This window comes from Streptococcus cristatus, from assembly GCF_003943535.1.
In the GTDB taxonomy this organism is placed as follows: Bacteria; Bacillota; Bacilli; order Lactobacillales; family Streptococcaceae; genus Streptococcus; species Streptococcus cristatus_L.
Map to the genome: position 1 here is coordinate 117,631 of NZ_RJPU01000002.1, position 22,719 is coordinate 140,349.

At 41.2% G+C, this 22,719-nt stretch carries 22 protein-coding genes and 3 pseudogenes; all 25 read left to right on the plus strand.

The window, feature by feature from the left end; genetic code table 11:
* Positions 1-14: 14 nt before the first annotated feature.
* Positions 15-227, plus strand: a complete 213-nt coding sequence (locus D8790_RS03785; RefSeq protein ID WP_032462752.1) for a DUF4314 domain-containing protein — start codon at positions 15-17, stop codon at positions 225-227.
* Positions 228-533: 306 nt separating this feature from the next.
* Positions 534-783: pseudogene (locus D8790_RS03790) on the plus strand (Nmad4 family putative nucleotide modification protein).
* Between the two features lie 65 nt (positions 784-848).
* On the plus strand, positions 849-1,316 hold the full coding sequence (locus D8790_RS03795) for a phage terminase small subunit P27 family (RefSeq protein WP_032462765.1): 468 nt from the start codon (positions 849-851) through the stop codon (positions 1,314-1,316).
* 1 nt (position 1,317) lies between these two features.
* Complete coding sequence (locus D8790_RS03800; RefSeq protein WP_032462751.1) at positions 1,318-2,910, plus strand: terminase large subunit; 1,593 nt, start codon at positions 1,318-1,320, stop codon at positions 2,908-2,910.
* 11 nt (positions 2,911-2,921) lie between these two features.
* Positions 2,922-4,163 (plus strand): phage portal protein, encoded by a 1,242-nt coding sequence (locus D8790_RS03805; protein ID WP_011184688.1) that lies wholly within the window; start codon positions 2,922-2,924, stop codon positions 4,161-4,163.
* Positions 4,156-4,842 (plus strand): head maturation protease, ClpP-related, encoded by a 687-nt coding sequence (locus tag D8790_RS03810; protein ID WP_011184687.1) that lies wholly within the window; start codon positions 4,156-4,158, stop codon positions 4,840-4,842. The genes D8790_RS03805 and D8790_RS03810 overlap by 8 nt, the downstream gene beginning before the upstream one ends.
* A gap of 15 nt (positions 4,843-4,857) precedes the next feature.
* Positions 4,858-6,045 carry a phage major capsid protein gene (locus tag D8790_RS03815; protein WP_011184686.1) on the plus strand — a complete coding sequence of 396 codons (1,188 nt, stop codon included), beginning with the start codon at positions 4,858-4,860 and terminating at the stop codon, positions 6,043-6,045.
* A 3-nt stretch (positions 6,046-6,048) separates the two neighbouring features.
* Positions 6,049-6,312, plus strand: a complete 264-nt coding sequence (locus tag D8790_RS03820) for a head-tail connector protein (RefSeq protein WP_032462750.1) — start codon at positions 6,049-6,051, stop codon at positions 6,310-6,312.
* Positions 6,313-6,642, plus strand: coding sequence for a phage head closure protein (locus tag D8790_RS03825; RefSeq protein WP_011184684.1), 330 nt, complete (start codon positions 6,313-6,315; stop codon positions 6,640-6,642). It abuts the gene before it with no gap.
* A complete protein-coding gene (locus tag D8790_RS03830) occupies positions 6,639-6,998 on the plus strand; it encodes an HK97 gp10 family phage protein (RefSeq protein ID WP_032462749.1) in 360 nt (119 codons plus the stop codon). The genes D8790_RS03825 and D8790_RS03830 overlap by 4 nt, the downstream gene beginning before the upstream one ends.
* Positions 6,995-7,312 (plus strand): hypothetical protein, encoded by a 318-nt coding sequence (locus tag D8790_RS03835; RefSeq protein WP_011184682.1) that lies wholly within the window; start codon positions 6,995-6,997, stop codon positions 7,310-7,312. Before D8790_RS03830 ends, D8790_RS03835 begins: the two co-directional genes overlap by 4 nt.
* A 12-nt stretch (positions 7,313-7,324) precedes the next feature.
* Positions 7,325-7,915: a major tail protein gene (locus D8790_RS03840; protein WP_011184681.1), complete on the plus strand. Its 591-nt coding sequence runs from the start codon at positions 7,325-7,327 to the stop codon at positions 7,913-7,915.
* The gene (locus tag D8790_RS03845; RefSeq protein ID WP_011184680.1) at positions 7,912-8,331 is read left to right on the plus strand and encodes a hypothetical protein; all 420 of its coding nucleotides are present in this window, start codon (positions 7,912-7,914) and stop codon (positions 8,329-8,331) included. The genes D8790_RS03840 and D8790_RS03845 overlap by 4 nt, the downstream gene beginning before the upstream one ends.
* 38 nt (positions 8,332-8,369) lie before the next feature.
* Positions 8,370-8,492, plus strand: a complete 123-nt coding sequence (locus D8790_RS10840; RefSeq protein WP_032462748.1) for a hypothetical protein — start codon at positions 8,370-8,372, stop codon at positions 8,490-8,492.
* Between the two features lie 17 nt (positions 8,493-8,509).
* Positions 8,510-11,629, plus strand: coding sequence for a phage tail tape measure protein (locus D8790_RS03850; protein ID WP_032462747.1), 3,120 nt, complete (start codon positions 8,510-8,512; stop codon positions 11,627-11,629).
* On the plus strand, positions 11,626-12,351 hold the full coding sequence (locus tag D8790_RS03855) for a phage tail protein (RefSeq protein WP_011184677.1): 726 nt from the start codon (positions 11,626-11,628) through the stop codon (positions 12,349-12,351). The genes D8790_RS03850 and D8790_RS03855 overlap by 4 nt, the downstream gene beginning before the upstream one ends.
* On the plus strand, positions 12,351-15,239 hold the full coding sequence (locus D8790_RS03860; protein WP_125387641.1) for a phage tail spike protein: 2,889 nt from the start codon (positions 12,351-12,353) through the stop codon (positions 15,237-15,239). Before D8790_RS03855 ends, D8790_RS03860 begins: the two co-directional genes overlap by 1 nt.
* Positions 15,240-15,251: 12 nt before the next feature.
* A complete protein-coding gene (locus D8790_RS03865; protein ID WP_032462746.1) occupies positions 15,252-17,108 on the plus strand; it encodes a DUF859 family phage minor structural protein in 1,857 nt (618 codons plus the stop codon).
* Between the two features lie 10 nt (positions 17,109-17,118).
* A complete protein-coding gene (locus D8790_RS03870) occupies positions 17,119-17,535 on the plus strand; it encodes a phage holin family protein (RefSeq protein ID WP_032462745.1) in 417 nt (138 codons plus the stop codon).
* A 10-nt stretch (positions 17,536-17,545) separates the two neighbouring features.
* A pseudogene (locus tag D8790_RS10845) lies at positions 17,546-18,013 on the plus strand (CHAP domain-containing protein); the annotation flags it as partial.
* Between the two features lie 393 nt (positions 18,014-18,406).
* Positions 18,407-18,568 carry an SHOCT domain-containing protein gene (locus tag D8790_RS10490; RefSeq protein ID WP_032462744.1) on the plus strand — a complete coding sequence of 54 codons (162 nt, stop codon included), beginning with the start codon at positions 18,407-18,409 and terminating at the stop codon, positions 18,566-18,568.
* Between the two features lie 84 nt (positions 18,569-18,652).
* Positions 18,653-19,864 (plus strand): recombinase family protein, encoded by a 1,212-nt coding sequence (locus D8790_RS03880; RefSeq protein WP_228380115.1) that lies wholly within the window; start codon positions 18,653-18,655, stop codon positions 19,862-19,864.
* Positions 19,861-21,426 (plus strand): recombinase family protein, encoded by a 1,566-nt coding sequence (locus D8790_RS03885; protein WP_011184672.1) that lies wholly within the window; start codon positions 19,861-19,863, stop codon positions 21,424-21,426. Before D8790_RS03880 ends, D8790_RS03885 begins: the two co-directional genes overlap by 4 nt.
* A gap of 55 nt (positions 21,427-21,481) precedes the next feature.
* On the plus strand, positions 21,482-22,057 hold the full coding sequence (locus D8790_RS03890) for an ADP-ribosyltransferase (protein WP_011184671.1): 576 nt from the start codon (positions 21,482-21,484) through the stop codon (positions 22,055-22,057).
* Positions 22,058-22,136: 79 nt separating this feature from the next.
* Positions 22,137-22,712, plus strand: a pseudogene (locus D8790_RS03895) (ComEC/Rec2 family competence protein); the annotation flags it as partial.
* Positions 22,713-22,719 lie beyond the last annotated feature (7 nt).

Genomic DNA, 22,719 nt, shown 5'->3' on the forward strand with positions numbered 1-22,719 from the left:
AAGGAGGCTTCACAATGAATAACGGTGCAAAAGAAAGAGTTGAATGTTTATACCCTGTAGGCTGTCGAGTTAAACTACTTGAAATGGATGATCCATTTCCACCACCTATTGGAACGCTAGGTACTGTCTATGGACATGACGACTTAGCTTCAGTTTTAGTTCATTGGGATAATGGTAGTGGGCTGAGTGTCGTCTATGGAGTTGATAGGATAGTAAAGGTGGAATAAGGCTATGTGGGAGTTGGTAGTCATTGATAGAGGTGAGAGACATTATGTCTGCGATTTGCTCAGAGAATCTTCAACTGACCCAAGTTATATCAATGGTGAATAGATTGCTCATTTGACCTTGAAACGTGACGGTCATCTTGTGTATGCTTACCATCGTGGGGTCTCATTAGATGCAATGAATGCTTTGGATAGGGAAGTTTTTAAAGAAATAATAGCAGATTATAATTGATAATAGTGAGCTTATAACTGGCTATTAAACTCCTTTAGAGGTAATATGTTCACAACAAAAGAAGAGGAGAACAAAAAATGTCAACATCCACAACACTTGAAAAAATGTTTCAAACTATGGAACAACCTCAAGTATCATCCCTTACATAGATTGGGTGATTGTAGCTTTCAATGGATACAAAGGGGTTGGACTTCATATCTATGAAACCATAGATAGCCTAGAAGACTTTGATAACTTTGAAAGAAAGTTTGACAGAATCATTGAAGCTGAAGAAACATTTCAAGATTTGGGCATGCAGTAAAATGGGCTTTTGAACAATTACAATAAACCGAAAGGGTCTCGCAAGAGGCCTTTTTGCGTGTCAGAAAAATGGAAGATAGGAGGTGAGCGACCTGGCACAGCGTGGACGTAAACCAAAACCAACTGGTTTAAAAGTTCTTGAAGGTAACTTAGGTAAGCGTCCTCTCAACCATAAAGAACCTAAACCAACTAAGAAAGCTCCTCGATGCCCATCGTGGTTAGAAGAGGATGCCAAGAAAGAATGGAAACGCATGAGCAAGGTGCTCGAGTCCATGGGTCTTTTGACAGATATGGATATGACGGCTTTTGCAGGATACTGTCAAGCGTACGCTAGATGGAAAGAGGCAGAAGAGTTCCTAACGAAACATGGCTCTATTATCAAAACACCGAACGGCTACCTCCAGCAGGTTCCACAAGTTTCCATTGCTCAAACCAACATGAAAATCATGCTCAAGTTCTCCGAGCAGTTTGGTCTAACCCCTTCTGCAAGAAGTCGAATACAGGCTGATAGTAGTGATGGAGAACAAGATGAAATGGAAAGTCTATTGAGGGAGGTATAGGATGACTTATCACTATAAACCAAGTCCTTTTATGTTGCCTACCTCACACTACGATGAGAAGAAAGCGGATAGGGCGGTAGCCTTTATCCAAAATCTTAAACACACCAAAGGGAAGTGGGCAGGTAAGCACTTTTTACTTTTACCATGGCAGGAACAGATTATTCGTGACTTATTTGGAATTGTGAAAGAGGATGGAAACAGACAGTTTCTCTCCGCTTATGTAGAGATTCCAAAGAAAAATGGTAAGAGTGAGCTTGCGGCTGCCATTGCCCTCTATCTGTTATATGCGGATGGTGAAGCAAGTGCTGAAGTTTACGGTGCTGCTTGTGATAGAAACCAAGCCTCCATTGTATTTGATGTGGCCAAGCAAATGGTAGGGATGTCAAACCCATTAAACAAGCGATCCAAAATCATGGGAGCAACCAAACGCATTGTTAATTACAATAATGCAGGTTTTTATCAAGTGCTATCTGCGGAGACTGGGACAAAGCACGGACTTAATGTGTCAGGTCTTGTCTTTGATGAAATCCATGCTCAACCCAACCGCCATCTCTATGATGTTCTTACCAAAGGTTCTGGTGATGCGCGTGAACAACCACTATTTTTTATCATCACTACCGCAGGTACAGATAAGAACTCTATCTGTTATGAACTTCATACGAAGGCACTAGATATCTTGTCTGGACGAAAGAAAGATGAAACGTTCTACCCAGTTGTTTATGGCCTAGCTAATGATGAGGATTGGCAGGATGAAGAAAATTGGTATAAGGCAAATCCATCATTGGGTCACACCATTCAGATTGACCGTGTGCGTGAAGCCTATCGAAATGCCATCGACAATCCAGCTGAAGAAAATGTTTTTAAGCAACTCCGTTTGAATATGTGGACAAGTTCCACGGTGACGTGGATTGCGGAACATGTCTATGACAAAGGAAATAGACCGATAGTTGAAAGTAGTCTGCTTGGTCGAGAGTGTTATGCAGGGCTTGACTTATCAAGTACGTCTGACATTACTGCCTTTGTTTTAGTGTTTCCACCACGGACTGAGGATGAATCTTACATTGTGTTGCCCTACTTTTGGTTGCCAGAAGACACGCTACCTTTGAGATGTCGACGTGACCATGTTCTTTATGATGTTTGGGAACGTCAAGGCTATCTCAAAACAACCGAAGGGAATGTGGTACATTATGGCTTTATTGAGCGTTTTATCGAAGACTTATCTACTAAGTTTAACATCAAAGAAATTGCTTACGACCGTTGGAATGCGACACAGATGGTTCAAAACTTGGAGGATATGGGCTTAACTGTAGTGCCATTTGGTCAGGGATATAAAGATATGTCACCACCATCTAAGGAATTATACAAACTCATGATGGAGGGCAGGGTCACACACGCTGGTCATCCAGTTTTGAAATGGATGGCTCAAAATGTGGTCATGAGGCAAGATCCAGCTGGTAACATCAAGCCAGACAAAGAGAAGTCAGTCGATAAGATTGATGGGATTGTAGCTCTCATTATGGGACTAGACCGTTGTATCCGTCATAAAGGTGATGATGGTAGTATTTACGACCAGCGAGGAATTTTGAGTTTTTAGAAGGAGGCTCTATGGGAATCTTAGAATTGATAGGCTTAAAGAGGGCAAGAGACAAACCGACCAACTCGTATGAGGGGTCGGATTTTTCGTACCTCTTTGGACGAACCACATCAGGGAAGAATGTCAATGAAATGACAGCTCTTCAAACCACTGCAGTCTATGCCTGTGTGCGAATTTTAGCTGAGGCGATTGCCAGTCTCCCCATTCATGTTTACAAGCATACGGATGAAGGCAAGGAACAAGATGTTAATCATCAGCTCTATTACCTACTTCATGATGAACCAAATCCAGACATGACATCCTTTGTCTTTCGTGAGACACTCATGAGTCATCTATTGATTTGGGGCAATGCTTATGCCCAGATTATTCGTGATGGAAGAGGGCAGGTCTTAGCCTTGTATCCCTTGTTGCCAGATAGGATGACCGTCAAGCGTGATGATAAGGGTGAACTCTACTATGTTTATCAACGTAGTGAAGAGGACAACCCGAACTTCAAAGATAAAGGAAATATCATTCTCAAAAAAAGTGAGGTTTTACATGTTCCTGGCCTTGGCTTTGATGGTTTAATTGGCTACTCACCGATTGCTATGGCAAAAAATGCCGTTGGTATGACCTTGGCGACTGAAGAGTATGGTGCATCATTCTTTGCGAACGGTGCGAATCCCGGAGGTGTTTTGGAACATCCCGGTATTCTCAAAGACCCCAGTAAGGTTAGAGAGTCGTGGAATCAAGTCTATCAAGGCACAAACAATAGCCATAAGGTTGCTGTCCTTGAAGAAGGCATGATCTATAAGACTATTGGGATTCCACCCAATGAAGCCCAGTTCTTAGAGACACGTAAGTTTCAAATCAATGAAATTGCAAGACTCTATCGGATACCACCTCATATGGTCGGTGACTTGGAGAAATCTTCCTTTTCAAATATTGAACAACAGTCCTTGGAGTTTGTGAAGTACACGCTAGATCCTTGGGTAGTTCGATTTGAACAAGCCTTTCAAAAAGCTCTGCTTTTACCTGATGAGAAGAAGACCTACTTTATCAAGTTCAATGTGGACGGTTTGTTAAGAGGGGACTACCAGAGTCGGATGAATGGCTATGCCATAGGCCGTCAAAATGGTTGGTTGTCAACAAATGATATTAGACGCTTAGAGGACATGAACCCACTTTCAAAAGAAGAAGGTGGTGACCTTTACTTGGTCAATGGCAACATGACCAAGTTAGAAGACGCAGGAGGTTTTATCAAAGATGCATAAATTTTGGAATTGGGCCAAAAATGAGGGGGAACGAACCCTCTTTTTAAATGGTGTGATTGCCAGTGAATCTTGGTTTGGGGATGAGGTAACTCCTCAACTATTTAAAGATGAACTGCTTTCAGAACAAGGAGATATCACACTTTGGATTAATAGCCCGGGTGGAGATGTCTTTGCGGCGGCTCAGATTTATAACATGTTAATGGATTATAAAGGAGCAGTCACCGTAAACATTGATGGCATTGCGGCTAGTGCAGCATCTGTCATTGCCATGGCTGGAACAATTGTAAACATGAGTCCAGTCTCTATGATGATGATTCATAATCCGGCCACTTTTGCGAGTGGTGACAAACGTGAGATGGAAAAAGCTATTCAGCTTCTAAATGAAGTGAAGGAGTCGATTATCAACGCTTATGAGATTAAGACATCTCTAAGTCGTCAGAAACTCTCAAACCTCATGGATGGAGAGACTTGGCTCAATGCAAAGAAAGCAGTTGAGTTAGGTTTTGCGGATCAGATTATCTTCGATGGCACTCATGACAATGATGAGTCACAAGATGCCTATGCATTTTCAATGCAGACAGTAACCAATCAAGTGGTCGCCAAGTGTGAACAGTTGATAGATAAACCCAAGGTTGCAGTAAGCACCTTGGAAAAACGACTACAGTTATTAAAACCCTAGGAGGACATTTATACTATGGACAAAATTTTAGAACTACGAGAAAAACGTGCCAAGGTTTGGGATAAAGCCAAGAACTTCTTAGATTCATGTCGTGATGAAAAGGGCATGATTTCACAGGAAGATAGTGAACACTACGATAAGTTGGAACAAGAAGTGGTTGACCTTGGAAAAGAGATTGACCGTTTGGAACGCCAAGAACGTATTGAGCGTGAACTGTCACAAGCAACTAGCGCGGCTATTGTCTCTCAACCACGAACTGATGCTGGTGGTGATGAGAAGACAGGTACGGCTTCAACTGTTTACAACCAATCATTCTGGAAAAATGTGCGTCAAAAGAATTTCTTTGACGTTAATAATACCTTGAACATTGGGAATGATGGTCAAGGTGGTTACTTGGTACCTGATGAATACGAGAACCGCTTGATTAAGGCTCTTGAAGAGGAGAACTTCTTCCGTCGTTTGGCAACCATTATCAAGACCTCAAATGGTGAGCGCAAGATTCCAGTGGTGACAGGTCATGGTACGGCTGCGTGGATGGATGAAAATGGTACTTACCCAGAGAGTGAAGAAACCTTTGGCCAAGTGACTCTTGGTGCTTACAAGGTTGGGACAGCTATCAAGATTTCAGAGGAGTTGATTCATGACTCTGTCTTTGACCTTGAATCCTATATGGCAGAAGAGTTTGCTCGACGCATTGGGTCTAAGGAAGAAGAAGCCTTCTTGATTGGTGATGGTTCTGGTAAACCAACTGGTGTCTTTACCACAGTTACTGAAGGGGTTACTTCAACAGGTGCCAACATCACCTTTGATGATGTGATGGACCTTTATCATTCTCTCAAGTCACCTTACCGTAAGAATTCCGTTTGGATTCTCAATGATTCTACTATCAAGGCTCTGCGTAAGTTGAAGGACAACAACGGAAATTACATCTGGCAACCATCTGTTCAAGCAGGAGTACCAGATATGATTTTGAATCGACCATACTATACGTCAAGCTATGCCCCAGAAATTGCTTCTGGGCAAAAAGTTCTTGCTTTTGGGGATTTCTCCCACTATTGGATTAGTGACCGTCAAGGGCGTTCCTTCAAACGTCTGAACGAGTTGTATGCGACTAGTGGTCAAGTTGGATTCTTGGGTAGCCAACGTGTGGATGGGAAATTGGTTCTTCCTGAAGCTGTCAAAGTGCTCACCATGAAAGGGTAAGATATGCTTACGCTTTTAGAAGCTAAAATCTATCTACGAGTTGATACTTCTGAGGAAGATAATTTGATAAAAGTCTTGATTGCAACGAGTGAAGAACTCTGCAAAGACGTATTGCGAGTGGATGAGTTGGTGGATACACCGCTTATTCGCTCCGCAATGCTCTATGCGGTAGCTTATCTTTTCGAGCATCGAGAAGAGGCTAACCATCATGATTTGAAAGAGACGCTCTATCATCTGTTAGGTGGTTTGCGAAAAGAGGTGTTTTAAATGAAAATTGCACCTTTAAACCAGCGAGTTCTTTTCAAGAAACGTGTGATTACTCAAGATGATATTGGTAACGAAACAAGTCAGTTTACTAATTTATTTTCACGATGGGCTAGTGTGAATCAAGCAAATAGTGATGAGATATTTGAAGTGGGTCAAACGAAACGAAAACTTCAGCTGATAGTCACTCTTAGATATGATTCAGAAGTCGCCTCACTTGATACCACCAATACACAACTCATCTTTCAAGGGAAATCGTTTAATATTCTTTCAATTGACCATGTCTTTTTTGAAAAGAAAATGGTCAAATGTCGAGTGGAGGAAGAGCCATGAGAGCTGATGAACTGAGTAGGGCTATTGAAAAGGAGCTAGAGGAATACTTGCATCAAACAACAGAGACGGTAGTTGAAGCAGTCGATGATGTAACGGACGAGGCGATTGCGACTCTAAAATCTACATCGCCCAAGCGGAGTGGTCGCTATGTGAGAGGGTGGACTTCAAAGGAAACGAGTAGCACGTCCACTGGTAAAACGAAAACGATTCATAATCGGACACCAGGCCTAACTCATCTACTTGAGAATGGCTATGCCAAACAAAATGGTGGTCGAGTTTCCGGGCGTCCTCATATTGGCCCCGTTGAACAAAAAGCAGTTCAAGCTTTGGAGAAGAAGATTCGAGGTAACTTATGAGTGAAAAGGAGTTTTTTAAACAGCTAAAAGCCTTACATCTTCCGATTGCTTATCATCACTTCGAAGAAGGTCACAGTCCAAGTCCGCCTTTTATGGTTTATTATAGTCCGCAATCAGAAAACTTTGGGGCAGACAATCAGGTTTACCATAAGGGCGCGCAATTCATTCTTGAACTTTACACAAGGAAGAAAGACCTCGACGTTGAAGGGAAGATTGAAACTTTTCTGACGGAACAACATTTGTTTTTTGACAAGGTTGAAACTTATATTGATACCGAGCAACTTTATCAGGTTGCTTTTCATTTTGCATTTTAAGAAGGAGAACATATGGCTGAAAAAAATAAAGTCACGTTTGGTCTACAAGATGTCCACTGGGCAGAAGTCACAACGGAAGGGAGTGACGGAGCCTTAACCTATGGGAATGTTGAACGATTAAGAGGTGCTGCAGAGTTGACCCTTGAAGCAACAGGAGATTCAGGTTCCTACAAAGCGGATAATATCAACTTTTATACGACTGAGTCTAATGATGGTTATAGTGGAACTTTGAAGGTTGCCCTTTTAACACAAGAGTTCTTAACTCGAGTGTTAGGAGAAACACTAGATGATACCAATAAGGTGATTACGGAATCATCCAATGCAACTCGGAAAAACTTCGCATTAATGTTCCGTTTTGAAGGGGATAAGAAGGAGACACTTCATGTCCTCTATTACTGTTATGCCTCTCGACCAACAGTAGGCTCAAAAACCAAGAATGGTAGTGATATCAATGAAGTGGAATTGAAATTCACAGCCAGTCCACGTCCACTTGATCAGGTGGTTCGTCGTCGGACAACAGAAGAGACCCCCGAAACAGTGAAGAAAAATTGGTTTAAGTCTGTATATGAGCCAACTGTCGCAAGTGGAGGTAGTCGTACATGAGAAAACAGGTGACGATTTGTGGGAAAGTTTACCCACTAGCAAGTAATGCTTACACGCCGATTGCCTATAAAGAACAATTCGGTAAAGATTACTTTCAAGACCTCTTTCAAATGATTAATGCCAAGTCTATTTTAGACCAACTTAATCAGTTAGAAGAAGGAGAGGAGCTAACCGCACAAAATATGGATGTCTCCATTCTTTCTGATTTCGATATGACCTTCTTTCATCGACTATTTTGGGTATTTGCCAAATCAGCCAATCCACGGGTGAAAGCATTTGATGTTTTCTTTATGGAGATGGAGGAGTTACCGATTCAGGAGATTGGTCCAGTCTTGATGGAGATGTTAAATCAAGGAATGTCGACTCGAAAAAAGTCGATGAAACCGATGAAGCGAGTGAAGAAATCTTCACGGTAGAAAGCTACTTGTCCTGTTGCAAGGAAACTGGACTATCTATGGATGATTTAAAACACATCTCTATTGGGATGGCACTGGATTATCAGACGGATTATGTCGCCTTGCGTTCTGACAAACCACAAACTAGACGAGCAACCCAAGCTGATTTTGATAACTTTTAGAGAAAGGAGGGAGAACTATGGCTGGTAACATCAAAGGCATTACGATTGAGATTGGTGGTGACACCCAACCTTTACAACGAGCCTTGAAGGGAATAAATAAAGAATCAGCGGAATCCACTAAAGAGCTGAAACAAATTGATAAAGCACTGAAATTTGATACTGGCAATGTCACTCTCCTTACTCAAAAGCAAGAGGTGCTTTCAAAACAGATTGCGACCACGAAAGAAAAATTAGAAACCTTACGTCAGGCACAAAGTCAAGTTGAAGCGCAATTCCAACGTGGGGATATTGGTGCAGAACAATATCGAGCATTCCAACGTGAAGTTGAGACAACACAAAATGTCCTAAAAAGCTATGAAACAAAACTTGAAGGAGTTAATCGAGCGCTTGATTCTCACGGAAACACAGTTGAAAGCAACCGGTCGAAATTAAACAGTTTAGAAGCTGAACAGGCCCAATTAGCATCAGAGAGTGAGAAACTCAATTCCACCTTTCGTTTGCAAGAGAGTCAGCTTGGTTCAAATGCTTCAGAGTCTGAAAAATTAGCCTTAGCACAAAGAAGAATTGCTAGTCAGTCTGAACTCGTTGAGCGTCAAATTGCGAATTTAGAACGTCAGTTAGAACTAACCAAATCAGAATATGGCGAGAATTCTGTCGAAGCCAATCGGCTTGAGAAAACACTCAACGATACTAAGACAGCCTATAACAATCTCCAACAGGAAATGGAGGGGCTTTCCAATGCCTCCCAACAATCTGCAGCAAGCCTTGAACAAACCAATGGTTTATTAAAAGCAGATATCCTTATGGAGTTTGGAGACCGATTGGGTGAACTCTCTCAAAAGTTAATCGAATTTGGGCAACAATCTCTTGAAGCTTTTCGTGAAGTTGATGAAGGAATGGATATCATCATCACCAAGACTGGTGCTAGTGGAAAGGCACTTGAAGGGATGCAAGATATTGCGACTGAACTCGCCACTTCCATTCCTACAGACTTTGCGACAGCAGGTAGTGCGGTTGGGGAATTAAATACTCAGTTTGGCTTAACAGGAGATGCTTTATCACAGGCTTCAGCATTACTGATTAAGTATTCTGAAATCAATGGTTCGGATGTGACGCAATCGGCTATTTCTGCCAAACAGGCCATTGAAGCCTATGGTCTTGAGTCTAAAGACCTCGCCATGGTACTTGATACGGTCACTTTTACTTCCCAACAAACTGGGGTTGGTGTTCAGGATCTAATGAGTAAGGTCGTATCTGGTGCTCCTCAAATTAAGTCACTTGGGTTATCCTTTGACGAGGGTGTCGCCTTAATGGGACGCTTTGAAAAAGCTGGTGTCGATTCAAGTGCTGCACTTTCTACTTTATCTAAAGCGGCTGTTAATTATGCCAAGGATGGCTTAACCTTACAAGATGGTCTGGCAAAAACTGTTGAACAAATTAAGAATTCAACAAATGAGACAGAGAGTCTGACACTCGCTTCAGAAGTTTTTGGTTCAAAAGCTGCGCCACGAATGGTCGATGCCATTAAGCGTGGTGCTTTTTCATTTAATGATTTATCAGGGACTGCTAAGAATGCTTTAGGAGTTGTGACGTCAACTTATGAAGCAACACTTGATCCGATTGATAAATTTACGATTGCACAAAATACTGCTAAAGCTGCCATGGCAGAGGTTGGTGGTGTTTTAGCTGAAGCTCTAGCACCAGTCTTAGAATTATTGGCTCAATTACTACAAGCTGTCGCCAATTGGTTCAGCAACTTACCTGGTCCCATTCAGACCTTTATTGTCATTATGGGGGGGTTAATTACAGTTGTCGGTCTGTTGTTACCTGGACTCTTAGCCCTTCAAGCGGCAGCAGTCGCCATGGGAACGACCATTGGCGGATTGGTCGTTGCAGCAGCTCCGATTGTTGGAACAGTTCTAGGCATCATAGCAGTGATTACCCTATTAGTCGTTTGGATTCAAGAACTGTGGCAAAACAATGAGGGCTTTAGAACTGCAGTCATTGAAATCTGGAATGCCATCTATGCTTTTATTTCTGTGATCATTCAAGAGATTTCTACCTTTATCATGACGATTTGGGGAACTCTTACCACTTGGTGGACAGAAAATCAAGCCCTTATACAAGCAGCAGTGGAAACGGTCTGGAATGCCATTTCTACAGTTATTCAGACGGTCATGTCTTTGATTGGCCCTTATCTTGAAGCTGCTTGGGCAAATATTCAGTTAATCATCACCACGGCATGGGAGATTATCAAAACGGTTGTAGAAACAGCTATCACAGTTGTATTAGGAATCATCAAAGCCATTATGCAGGCTATTACTGGTGATTGGTCTGGTGCATGGGAAACCATTAAGGGTGTTCTTCAAAGAGTTTGGCAAGCTATTCAACAAATTGTGACGACTATCTTGTCAGCAATTGGTCAGTTTATTTCCAACACTTGGAACGGTATCAAAAATACCATCAGCAATATCCTATCTGCCATTTCAGGTATCGTGTCTTCTATTTGGAACACGATAAAATCCGTCATTTCGTCAGTGATTTCTTCAATTGTTTCTTTTGTATCCAGTGGCTGGTCTGGCATTCAACAGACCATTTCTAGTATTCTCAGTGGTATTAGCTCCACTGTTTCAAGTGTCTGGAATGGTATCAAGAATTCTATCTCAAACGCCATCAATGGTGCAAAAAATGTTGTATCTTCTGCCATTAATGCCATCAAGAATCTGTTTAACTTTAAGATTTCATGGCCACATATTCCTTTACCTCACTTTTCTGTGAGTGGTTCTGCCAATCCACTTGATTGGTTAAAGGGCGGTTTGCCTAAGATTTCGATTGCTTGGTATGCCAAGGGTGGGATTCTAACGAAACCGACAGCCTTTGGCATGAATGAGAAACAACTGATGGTTGGTGGTGAAGCTGGGAAAGAGGCTGTCTTGCCTTTAACCAAACAGAATCTTGCGGCAATCGGTGAAGGAATCGCCTCAACCATGGGAACTGGTGGCAATTTCATCAATGTTTCCATTACAGATGTAGTGATAAGAGAAGAAGCCGATATCAAACGACTAGCCAATCAAGTAGCAGAAAGAATTCATGACGAGTTAACTCGTCAACAATCATTGAGAGGGGTGACTTTGTGATCCAACATAATGCTTTAATCATAGACGGTGTATCAACGGCCTCATTCCCTTACAAGATACTCGTGGAAGATAGACCAAGTTTTCATATTCCGACTTCTAAAAGCCAACTGCAAGAACATGACGGTTTGAGTGGTGGTTTGGTTTTGACCAATAAGCACCGAAAAGCGATTGAGAAAGCTTATCGGATTCACCTTATTGGTGCGACTGAGGAACAAATTAATGAATTTTCTGCACTTTTAACTCGTGAAGGCTTTTGGCTTGAAAGTGAGCGCATGAAAATGACTCGGTACTGGTGCTATAAGGTGGATAGTTTTGATATTGTTCAAGATAATTTAGGAGTCTTCAGCATGGAGGTAACTTTTCTGTGTCACCCCACTCGATATTTTAAGAAAGTGAGTGAGTATACTTTAACGAAGAATGGGATGATTCCCTTGCTTGGTTCAGCTCTGTCTTATCCTAAGATTACTGTTTCAGGTAAATCGACTGGAGAGACAAGTTTCACCATCGGTGAACAAGTTATTGGTTTGGAGCAACTAAACAAAACTTTGGTTATGGATAATGACCCAAGTCATCCTAGTTTTTTGACGGAAAGTGGAGAGTTGGTTCATTGGTCAGGAGATTTTATCACGCTTGATGCCAATCAAAAGGACAAGAAAGTTGGTGTTGTTCTTGGTACTGGAATCACCAGTCTTCACATTGAAATATTATGGGGGTGGACGTAATGTTATTTTTGTTAGACGGACAAACTAAAACTCCAAAATGGAATGGGTTTCCTCTTCATGAAACCTTGAGTGCGGAAGTTGAAGAAACTTTGAATGGAGATTTTACGCTTCAATTTGACTATCCCATCACAGATTCAGGCATCTATAAAGAGTTGGTGACAGATAAATTGATACTATGTCCAGTACCATATGTCAAAAAACAACTCTTTCGGATTAAGAAACCAGTTGAAGAAAACGATAGGGTTCGTGTGACTTGCCAACATATTACGGATGATATCATGCGTCGCTCTATTCTACCAGTTTCGAATCAAAATGTGACCTGCCAAAGTGCCCTTGGACAATTGATTTCAAAAGCTAAAAGAGATATAGCACCCTTTTCTTTTGATAGTGATATTACAAAGAAACGGTCGTTTAATACGACAGAGACAGCTACACTTTACCAAGTGTTGATGGATGGGAAACATTCTATTTTAGGAACTTGGGAGGGAGAGTTGGTTCGTGATAACTTTTTGTTCACTATCAAAGAACATCGAGGAAAGAATCGTGGGGTGGTCATTTCAACGCATCATAACTTAGAAAAGTTTGATCGTACTCGTTCTAGTCAGTCTATTGTCACTCGCATTTATGCGTCCTCAATTTTTAAGCCAGAAGGTGAAAAGGAAGAGAAAACTCTTTCGGTTATGGTGGAGAGTCCTCTCATCCATCAATATCCTTATGTGCATGAGGCGGAGTATGAGAACAATAATCTCCATACCGAGGAAGAATTGAGACAATGGGCGATGGCAAAATTTAGCAATGACCATTTAGATCAGGTTTCAGAAGTGATTGAGATTGAAGCCTTTGAACTAGATGGGCAAGAGGTGCAGTTGGGGGACGAGGTGACCCTAAAAAGTAGACTTCATCAAGTTGATGTGGTCAAAAGAGCAGTTGGTTATCGCTTTAATGCCTTAACAGAGCAAATCACATCCATCTCATTTGACGATACGGTCGCGTTTGGTGGACAAGGGGTGTCAGGAAATCCAATATCATCTGTCGCAAATGAGCTCTTAACTCTCAATGATGGAAAGATTCAACGTCAGATTGAAAGGGAGCGAGCCAATCTCAGTCGTGTACTTGATTTCAATATGAGTCGAGTAAACAAGGATGTAGAAGATGGGATTGAGCGAGCAAAAGCTGAAGCAATTCGGAGTGGCAATCAAGCAGCAGTTGACTATTTATCCTCAGAGGCGGCAGAAATTCGCTTTGCGGCTATTCAAAAAGCAAAGATAGATGAACTAACCGTGTCCAATTCTGCTTGGATGCGTCGTTTGGTTTCTCATCAGGTGTTGACTGAGTATTTAAATGCGATAGAAGTCAATGCCAACAAGGTTGTTATTCCTGGAAGTCACAAGCCAGTATTTTCATTGGACTCCAATGGGAATATTTCAATTGATACACCACTCTTAAAAGTGAGAGGCGAAGAACTAGCTACCAAGAGTCAACTTTCTAAACTGTCACTCACTCCAGGTCCAAAAGGAGACAAAGGTGTCAGCATTTCCCAAATCGAAGAATACTATTTAGCGAGTAATCAAAAAACAGGAGTCCTCACATCAACGAGTGGTTGGTCAAAAACCATTCCTGTTTTAACGGATACCATTAAATATCTTTGGAATTACAAACGAACTGTTTTCACTGATGGAAATGAAACGTCGACGACACCAGTGGTTATTGGTGTATATGGGAATAAGGGAGATACCGGTCAAACCTTATATACGTGGAAGATGTATGCGGACAGTGAAAAAGGAGAAGGCGTTTCACCCTCACCCAAGGGAAAACGCTATTTTGGTCTGGCGGTGAATCGACCAACCGCAACACCCTCAACGAACCCAAGTGATTATACTTGGTCTTCTTTCTTTGAGGGGACTGTTTTAGGTGGTCGGAATTACATTGATGACTATGCCATGCGAGAAACAAGTTTCACTAATCTTCAGTCAGAATGGCGAAAAGAAATCGTAGAAGATAGTACATCTGTCAGTGGCATCTCGATTAAAATGACTTGTACCAAAGCAGGAAGTGGTGGCTTTAAGCGAGATTTTTTTGACTTGCGGACACGCATTGGACAGACCATGACTTTTTCGGTGGAACTAAAAGCTTCAAGAGCAGTATCCATGATGATTGGCTCTGAATTAGGTGGAACAAAGCCTGTTTCACTGACAGCTAATTGGGAACGAGTGGTGTCTAGCTGGAAGGTGTCCAGTAATTCAACATGGTCTTTTGTCTTTACCTTATCCTCAGGAGCATGGGCGCAAGGAGATGTGGTTTGGTTACGGAATGTTCAATTAGAGGATGGCAATGTGGCAACCGCTCCAGGTCCATCCTTAGCAGATTTGATGAAGCAAATTGATGGGAAAGCAGACCAAAGTTTTATGAAGCAACAATTGGATATCCTAACGGAGAAGACGGAGTCGATTCGAGTGGATATGGAAGCGAGGGCACTGGCCAGTGAAGTTTCTGATTGGCTCAAGACCTATAAGGAATTTGAAAAGAGTAACAAGGAAACACTCACCAAATTCAATCAGGATTTTGTCACAAACACGCAACGCATCGCAGCTATTGAAGCTGATTTGAAAAGTAATGCCTTGCTTTTACAATTTGTGAACACTTATCTGCGAGCAGGTGATAATGGTGTCATCATTGGTAAGAAAGATAATTCTGAGTTTATCGAATTAACCCCACAAGGAATGATGATTAAATCAGCAGGGAATGCGGTCATGACCGTTACTTCTGGTGTGATTAAAATCCACCATGGTGTATTCGTTGAAACGCTACAAGTTGGATATTATCGTTTAGAAGCTGCAAGGCATAACCCCAAACATTTGGTTTGTCGCTTCATCGACAGCAAGACTTAGAAAGGAAAGACTATGGCAGATTATGGCAGTAATAATGACCGAGGGTACAATCTTCTACTTAGGGTAGAAGAAACAGGAACTAGCACCGCCAATAATACCTCAACTGTACGTGTTCAATTGTGGCTACGAAATGGCCAAACAACCTTTGGGATGTATAACTGTAGTGCCAGTGTTTCCATAGATGGTCAAACTCTTTCTTGGAGTGGTAGACCAGATATGTACAGCATGAACTCTTCTCTTCATCTCATTGATAAAACCATCACCATCGCTCACAATTCCAATGGTCAAAAGACCATTGGTTTTTCTGCGACCTTTTCAGGAAGTGGTGGATGGTCACCAGGAACTCTTAATACCGGTTATCAATCGTTACGATTACGAGATATTCCACGGTCCTCAACAGCTAGTGTTTCTGGGAATATGATGGGTTCTCCAATTACCATTTCTATTACGAGAGCAAGTGGGGATTTTACACACAAGGTTACTTGGCAATTTGGTAGTTTGAGTGGAGTGGTCGCAACTGGTGCAACCACTTCTTGTAGTTGGACACCAGAAGTTGCAAAATTAGCTCCTCAAATCCCCAATGCGACCTCTGGTATTGGCACAATTTTAGTACAAACCATTTATGGAGGAAAGGTCATCGGTGAGTCTCGGATTCAAGTGACTCTTCAACTTCCGAGCTCGGTGGTTCCCAGTCTATCCTCTATCAGTTTATCGGATTTAAATACGATTGCTCAAAATGCCATTACAGGCAATACCTTTGTTTCATTGGAGTCAAATCCCAAGGTTACCTTTAATGGTGCTACAGGAATTTATGGATCAACTATTCCAGCTAGTGGTTATCGAGCGGAAGTGTTTAAATTTGAAGGAAATAGCTGGATACAACTCCAGAATGTAGCTACTGCACAAAATGGCGGAGTAGGAGGTATTAACCATGTTGGTCGTGCCAAAATCTCTGCTTTTGTGACGGATTCAAGAGGAAGACAAAGTCCGAGAAAGGAAGTCGAGATTTCTCTACTTGAATATTTTAAACCCATTCTATCCTTTACTTCAGTTCGAGTCGGAACTACCATGAATCAATTAAATGTGATTCGAAAAGTAAAAATTGCACCACTCATTGTAGGCAATAGTCAGAAGAATCGAGCCACTATGACGTGGGATATTCTTGATTTATCAACTGGTACAAAGACAACGAATGTAGGTGGAGCCGCTAACTGGAGTACGACAACGGAACATACCAAAGAGAATTTTCAAGCTACCCTGAATGGCACCTATGACCAAACCAAGTCTTATACCATCATTGGTCATTTGCGAGATTTATTCTATGAAACGGATTTTGAGTTTACGGTTGGTCCTGAAAAGGTAGTTTATGGCTTATCTCCGACAGGGATGGGGATAGGAAAAGCATGGACACGAGGGGTTCTTGATGTGGATGGTAGTCAGCCTTCTTATTTTGATGGAGACATCATCATGCGTAACAAAAAGCTGATTGATATTTTCTATCCGATTGGAACGATTTATGAGTCTACGAGTTCTGAAAGTCCTTCAACTTTTATGGGAGGGAAGTGGGAGCGGTTTGGGAATGGACGTGTTTTGGTTGGTGTCTCTGAGACAGAAAGCGAATTTAATACTGTTTCAAAAACAGGTGGCAGCAAAACTCATACCTTAACCATCAATGAAATGCCTGTTCACTCACATCCGCAATATGTTTCTGCCAATTCAGGTAATCAGGCCACACGTCGAGATTATTCTTCTGACGGGAGTTCATCATTGTATCCTCAAGGAAATAACACAGGTAATTCTGGAGGAGGACAGGCTCATAACAATTTACAACCTTATATTACAGTTTATCGGTGGCGACGTACCGCTTAGAGGAGAAACAATGAAACAAGAAGTTTTGACTAATAAATTAGTGTTTTCAGGAATCGGTGGGGTCATCGGTTCTATTTTTGGAGAAATCGATGGCTTTCTTTATGGCCTTTTGATTTTTATGTTGATTGACTATGTGACAGGGATTATGGCAGCCATTGTCGAGAAGAACCTCTCCAGTTCTATCGGTAAAAAAGGGATTTTCAAAAAAGCCATGATTATCTGTTTGGTGGCTGTTGCCCACATGATTGACCTACATGTCTTAAAACAAGGTGGGGCAGTTCGAACAGCTGTTATCTTTTTCTACTTCAGTAATGAAGGACTGTCCATCTTGGAGAATGCGACTCGTATTGGATTGCCAGTGCCTAATCGTATTAAACAAGTCTTACGTCAGTTAAACGAAGATAAGGAGGATGAGAATGACAAGTAAAGAAAAGGTTGTTGCCAATGCCCTCTCGAAAGTCAATACCAAAGTGACGGTGCCTACCAATCCTTATGGTGGGCAATGTGTGGCTCTAATTGATAAAATCGTTCAGGAGGAAACAGGGAAGAATATGTCTTACACCAATGCCATTGACTGTCTTGATAAGGCAAAAGCCAATGGTTTTCAGGTCACCTATGATGCCGTAGGGGTTAACCCACAGGCGGGTGACTTTTACGTGATTCGTGTACCGAGTCACAGTTTTGGTCACATCGGTGTTTGTTTAGCGGATTCTGATGGTACTGGACTTGAAGGTGTGGAACAAAATGTCGATGGTTATTCGGATAGTAACCGTAATGGGGTCAACGATCAACTGGAAGTTGGCGGTTACACTCGACGTGTGTCACGAAAGTGGTATTCTGATGGGCGATTAGTTGATAGCCATAGTGGTGGATTGGTTGGTTATATGGTTGGCTGGTTTAGACTGCCTTATGAGGTAGCAACTAGCACAAAGAAAGTAGAAACTTCGGAGGATGAGGATATGAAAAATTTTGTCGTACGATCAAAAAGTGGGAAACAAGGTTATGTGGCAGTGGTCAATGGTGCTGTCTTTGGGATTGGTCACATTGATACAGTTGTTCAGTTGCAATCAGCTGGTGCAGCACACTTAACCTTAGACGATGGCGATTTCAACCGTTTCTTAGAGTCACAAAAGTTTGACGATGAGAAATTGGTTGCTTCAGTACAGGCCTTGGAAAAGGCAATTAAACAGTAACTTATGTTAAGCCTGATGGAGTGTATTTTCTGTCAGGCTTATTTTTTTTGCCTAAAAAGCGGAAAAAATGCCCTCAGCCTTACTTAGTAAGGTAGGAGGGCTATTATGACTAATGACAAATTACAAGATGAGATGACTTACCAACTGACCATGATACAGGCCGATAGACTCCTAAAATCTAGGATTATTAGTGAGGAAGTTCATCAGCAATTTAAGGAAAAGATGCTTGAAAAATATCAACCATTTATTAGTAGATTATCGACCTAAAGACTTGATAAATGAGGCCTTTAGAGTGATATATAGTAGCGAAAGGAGTGTATCAAATTGAGAATAGTTAGACGAATTCAACCGATGATGACACCGCAAAAACCTAAGTTGCGTGTAGCAGCATATGCGAGGGTATCTGATAGTCGCCTACATCATTCGTTATCCACTCAAGTCAGCTATTATAGTAGATTAATTCAGTCTCATCCAGACTGGGAATTGGTTGGCGTTTATTATGATGAAGGCATCAGCGGTAAAGAACAAAGTAACCGTCAAGGGTTACAAGATTTGTTAAAGGCATGTGATGATGGAAAAATTGATAGAATTTTAACTAAATCCATTGCAAGGTTCGGTAGAAACACCGTTGACCTATTGTCTACAGTGCGTGTACTTAGACAAAAGAACATAGGAATTACCTTTGAAAAAGAAGGGATAGATAGCCTAAGTTCCGAAGGCGAGTTGATGTTAACTCTCCTAGCTTCTGTCGCTCAAGAAGAATCGCATAACATCAGTGAAAACTTAAGATGGCAGATTAAGAAAAAGTTTGAACAGGGTCAACCTCATACACCTCAAGATATCTATGGCTACCGTTGGAATGGTGAGAATTATGTCATTGAGCCTGATGAAGCAAAGGTTGTACGACAGGTGTTTCAATGGTTCTTGGACGGAGATAATGCCCCAATGATTACTAAAAAGTTAAATGAGCAAGGAGTCTTGACACGACTGGGAAATCCCTTCACAGTCTCTAGTGTCCGAGAGTTCTTTAAGCAGGAAGCATACTTTGGACGTTTGGTATTACAGAAGACTTACCGAGAACCTTTTTCACGAAATCCTAAACGAAATAATGGGCAAAAGAATAAGTATATTGTAGAGGATGCTCATGAAGCCATTGTTTCAAAGTCTTATTTTGATGTGGTACTACAAGAAAAAGAACGTCGGTACAAGGTAATGTATCAGGAAAGCCATATGCACAAAGGTACTTTTAGAGAGTTAATCGAGTGTAGCCATTGTGGAAAAATAATGATTACTAGAGTAGACTCCAAAAAGGTACACCGAACCATCAGATACTGTTGCCGCACTAGAGACAGGTTCGGAACATCCTCTTGTCCTAGTAAGACTCTATCTGAAAAACGGATATTAGCTACATTTGAAGATAAAATTGGATTTAAACCAGATAAAAATTGGGTTACCGAAAATATCAAGAAGGTTATTTATGACTCATCAGTAGGTTTAATTACCGTCTTTCCTATAAAAGGTAGAAAATATGAACTGAAGGTTAGAAAGGAGCACTTCTTATGAAAAACGTCATAACTATTGAAGCAAATGCGCCTAGGAACTCAGAGTTAGCTAGCATTTCGCTACCTAAGAAACGTCGTGTAGCAGGTTATGCGAGGGTATCAACTGATCATGAAGACCAAACAACCAGCTATGAATCTCAGATGAGGTATTATGCAGAATACATTTCAACTCGAAGCGATTGGGAGTTTGTTAAAATGTACTCGGATGAAGGTATTAGTGGCACTAATACTAAACTGCGAGTGGGTTTTAAGAGCATGATTGAGGATGCCTTGGCTGGCAAAATTGACCTCATTATTACCAAGTCAGTTAGTCGGTTTGCAAGAAATACAGTTGATTCATTGACAACAGTTCGTAAGTTGAAGGAAGTCGGAGTTGAAATCTACTTTGAGAAAGAGAATATCTGGACTCTAGATTCAAAGGGTGAGCTGTTGATTACCATCATGTCTAGCTTGGCCCAAGAAGAAAGCCGTAGCATCTCAGAGAACGTCACTTGGGGCTTGAGGAAACAGTTTGCGGAAGGAAAGGTACATTTTCCCTATACCAACGTCATGGGCTTTGAAAAGGGCGAGAATGGTGAGATTGTTGTTAATCAGGAAGAAGCTAAGACTGTCCGCTACATTTTCCAACAGGCATTGCTTGGTAAAACTCCCTATAGCATTGCAAAAGACTTGACACAACAAGGTATCCTCTCACCTAGTGGTAAGAATCATTGGAGTTCTGTGACCATCAAACGGATGTTAAGGAATGAGAAGTACAAGGGTGATGCCCTCCTTCAGAAAACCTACACAATTGATTTTCTATCCAAAAAGAAGAACATTAACAAGGGAGAGTTACCACAGTATTATGTAGAAAATAACCATGAAGCCATTGTAGATAAAGAAACGTTTGATGCAGTTCAAGCATCACTAGATAGGAAAGAAAAGGGTAAGGGGAGTACTACACTATTTAGTTCAAAGCTGGTATGTGGGGATTGTGGGCATTACTTCGGTAGCAAGGTCTGGCACTCCACATCAAAATATCGAAGGGTTATCTACCAATGTAATGAGAAGTACAAGGGCGAAAAGAAGTGTACCACTCCTCATGTTACTGAAGATGAAATTAAGGATTGGTTTGTAACAGCAATAAATAAGGTAATCAGCAATAAGGATGAGATTATCCAGAATCTAGAAATGTTACTTGACGTTGGGGAAAGTTCTGACCTTGAACGAAGGTTGGTTGAGCTTGAAACCGAGGTAGAAGTAGTCACTCAAATGGTTTCTAATCTAGTGAAAGAGAATGCGATAATGCCACAGGACCAAGATACCTATCAGAAAAAGTACAGTAACTTGGTCGAGCGGCATGATGCACTGGTTAGTGAAATTGAGTCGATAGAGAAGCAGCTACTGGAAGCAGCCAGTCATCAAAAAGACCTCAAAGAATTTTTAAAGACACTCAATCAGCAAAGTGAGCTTATAAGTGAGTTTGATGAGTTGCTTTGGGAAACTATGGTAGATGAAATTAAAATTTTTTGTGACCAAACAGTGGCTATAAAATTTAAGAATGGAATAGAGGTAGTAGAGTAATTCTATGAAATTTTGATATAATGTGTGTAAAAAAAGTAGGTAAGAATAAAGTCTTATGAACGAGTTTTGCTATAAACTTAAAGGAAAAATACTTAGAACTGGCCAGAAATGGGATTTGCTTTCGAGTTCCCAAGCTGATGTACCCCTCTTTGTCGCAAAGTATCTAAATAATGAGCCACCAAGGTATGTGGGGAAAATACCATCTGACGAATATATTATTGCTTCTTCTGGGCCAACCATAAATGGTAGATTGAGGTCAGGTTCTGTTGATGAAAAGATAGAAAATATTTACCAAACTCTAAAAAAATATAGCACAAAAGCAGATATTGTAGTATATCGAGGAGTTAGTATGGAAACATTAGAAAAAATGGTAGAATCAGCACAAGTGGAAGGATGTATTGATTTTAAAGAGAAAGGCTTCCTTCATACCTCTCTTGTCAAAGGATTTGAATTCAGAGATCCTTATAAAAAACTACGTATTAAAATTCCTAAAGGAACTAACGCATTTTATGTAGGAAATCTTAATAATGAAGAGACACATTATTATGAAGTCATTATCCAAAAAGGAGCCAAGTTAAAAGTGATTTCGATTGATGATTATATAAATTGTGAGTTAGTGGGTACGGATTAATAAGTTAAGAAAAAAATGAAACTCAAATGAAACTCAATTAGGAGTTTCATTTTTTTATTGAGCTTGTATCAAATTGAGAACTCACACCGATACCGATCACATGGGTGATATGTTGGAGGTGGCCAAGCATTTTTCTATAAAGGAAATTTACGTATCTAAGGGAAGTTTGACCCAGTCGGATTTTGTTGAGAAACTGGAGCGGATGCAGACGAGAGTCCATGCGGTAGAGGTAGGGGATAAGCTTCCGATTTTTGATGGAGCTTTGCAGGTTCTTTATCCTGAGGAGACGGGCGACGGCAGTAATGATGACTCTGTCGTCTTGTACGGGAAGTTTTTTGGAACCAGCTTTTTGTTCACAGGAGACTTAGAGGAAAATGGCGAAGCTACCTTGATGCGGCGTTTTCCGCAACTCAAGGTGGATGTCTTAAAAGCAGGCCACCACGGTTCTAAAGGATCCTCTAGCCCAGAATTTTTACATCAGCTTCAGCCCAAAATTGCCCTCATCTCTGCCGGTAAGAATAACCGCTACAAGCATCCTCACCGGGAAACTCTGGACAGATTTGAGAACATTCAGACACAGATTTTCCGAACAGATGAACAAGGAGCTATTCGCTTCAGTGGCTGGGATTCATGGGAAATCGAAACGGTAAAGTAACACCTGT

Bases quoted from the DNA above. Each gene is read 5' to 3' on its own strand.
- D8790_RS03785 (WP_032462752.1), top strand. From the start codon at position 15: ATGAATAACGGTGCAAAAGAAAGAGTTGAATGTTTATACCCTGTAGGC.
- D8790_RS03800 (WP_032462751.1), top strand. From the start codon at position 1,318: ATGACTTATCACTATAAACCAAGTCCTTTTATGTTGCCTACCTCACAC.
- D8790_RS03805 (WP_011184688.1), top strand. From the start codon at position 2,922: ATGGGAATCTTAGAATTGATAGGCTTAAAGAGGGCAAGAGACAAACCG.
- D8790_RS03810 (WP_011184687.1), top strand. From the start codon at position 4,156: ATGCATAAATTTTGGAATTGGGCCAAAAATGAGGGGGAACGAACCCTC.
- D8790_RS03815 (WP_011184686.1), top strand. From the start codon at position 4,858: ATGGACAAAATTTTAGAACTACGAGAAAAACGTGCCAAGGTTTGGGAT.
- D8790_RS03820 (WP_032462750.1), top strand. From the start codon at position 6,049: ATGCTTACGCTTTTAGAAGCTAAAATCTATCTACGAGTTGATACTTCT.
- D8790_RS03825 (WP_011184684.1), top strand. From the start codon at position 6,313: ATGAAAATTGCACCTTTAAACCAGCGAGTTCTTTTCAAGAAACGTGTG.
- D8790_RS03830 (WP_032462749.1), top strand. From the start codon at position 6,639: ATGAGAGCTGATGAACTGAGTAGGGCTATTGAAAAGGAGCTAGAGGAA.
- D8790_RS03835 (WP_011184682.1), top strand. From the start codon at position 6,995: ATGAGTGAAAAGGAGTTTTTTAAACAGCTAAAAGCCTTACATCTTCCG.
- D8790_RS03840 (WP_011184681.1), top strand. From the start codon at position 7,325: ATGGCTGAAAAAAATAAAGTCACGTTTGGTCTACAAGATGTCCACTGG.
- D8790_RS03845 (WP_011184680.1), top strand. From the start codon at position 7,912: ATGAGAAAACAGGTGACGATTTGTGGGAAAGTTTACCCACTAGCAAGT.
- D8790_RS10840 (WP_032462748.1), top strand. From the start codon at position 8,370: ATGGATGATTTAAAACACATCTCTATTGGGATGGCACTGGATTATCAG.
- D8790_RS03850 (WP_032462747.1), top strand. From the start codon at position 8,510: ATGGCTGGTAACATCAAAGGCATTACGATTGAGATTGGTGGTGACACC.
- D8790_RS03860 (WP_125387641.1), top strand. From the start codon at position 12,351: ATGTTATTTTTGTTAGACGGACAAACTAAAACTCCAAAATGGAATGGG.
- D8790_RS03865 (WP_032462746.1), top strand. From the start codon at position 15,252: ATGGCAGATTATGGCAGTAATAATGACCGAGGGTACAATCTTCTACTT.
- D8790_RS03870 (WP_032462745.1), top strand. From the start codon at position 17,119: ATGAAACAAGAAGTTTTGACTAATAAATTAGTGTTTTCAGGAATCGGT.
- D8790_RS10490 (WP_032462744.1), top strand. From the start codon at position 18,407: ATGACTAATGACAAATTACAAGATGAGATGACTTACCAACTGACCATG.
- D8790_RS03880 (WP_228380115.1), top strand. From the start codon at position 18,653: ATGATGACACCGCAAAAACCTAAGTTGCGTGTAGCAGCATATGCGAGG.
- D8790_RS03885 (WP_011184672.1), top strand. From the start codon at position 19,861: ATGAAAAACGTCATAACTATTGAAGCAAATGCGCCTAGGAACTCAGAG.
- D8790_RS03890 (WP_011184671.1), top strand. From the start codon at position 21,482: ATGAACGAGTTTTGCTATAAACTTAAAGGAAAAATACTTAGAACTGGC.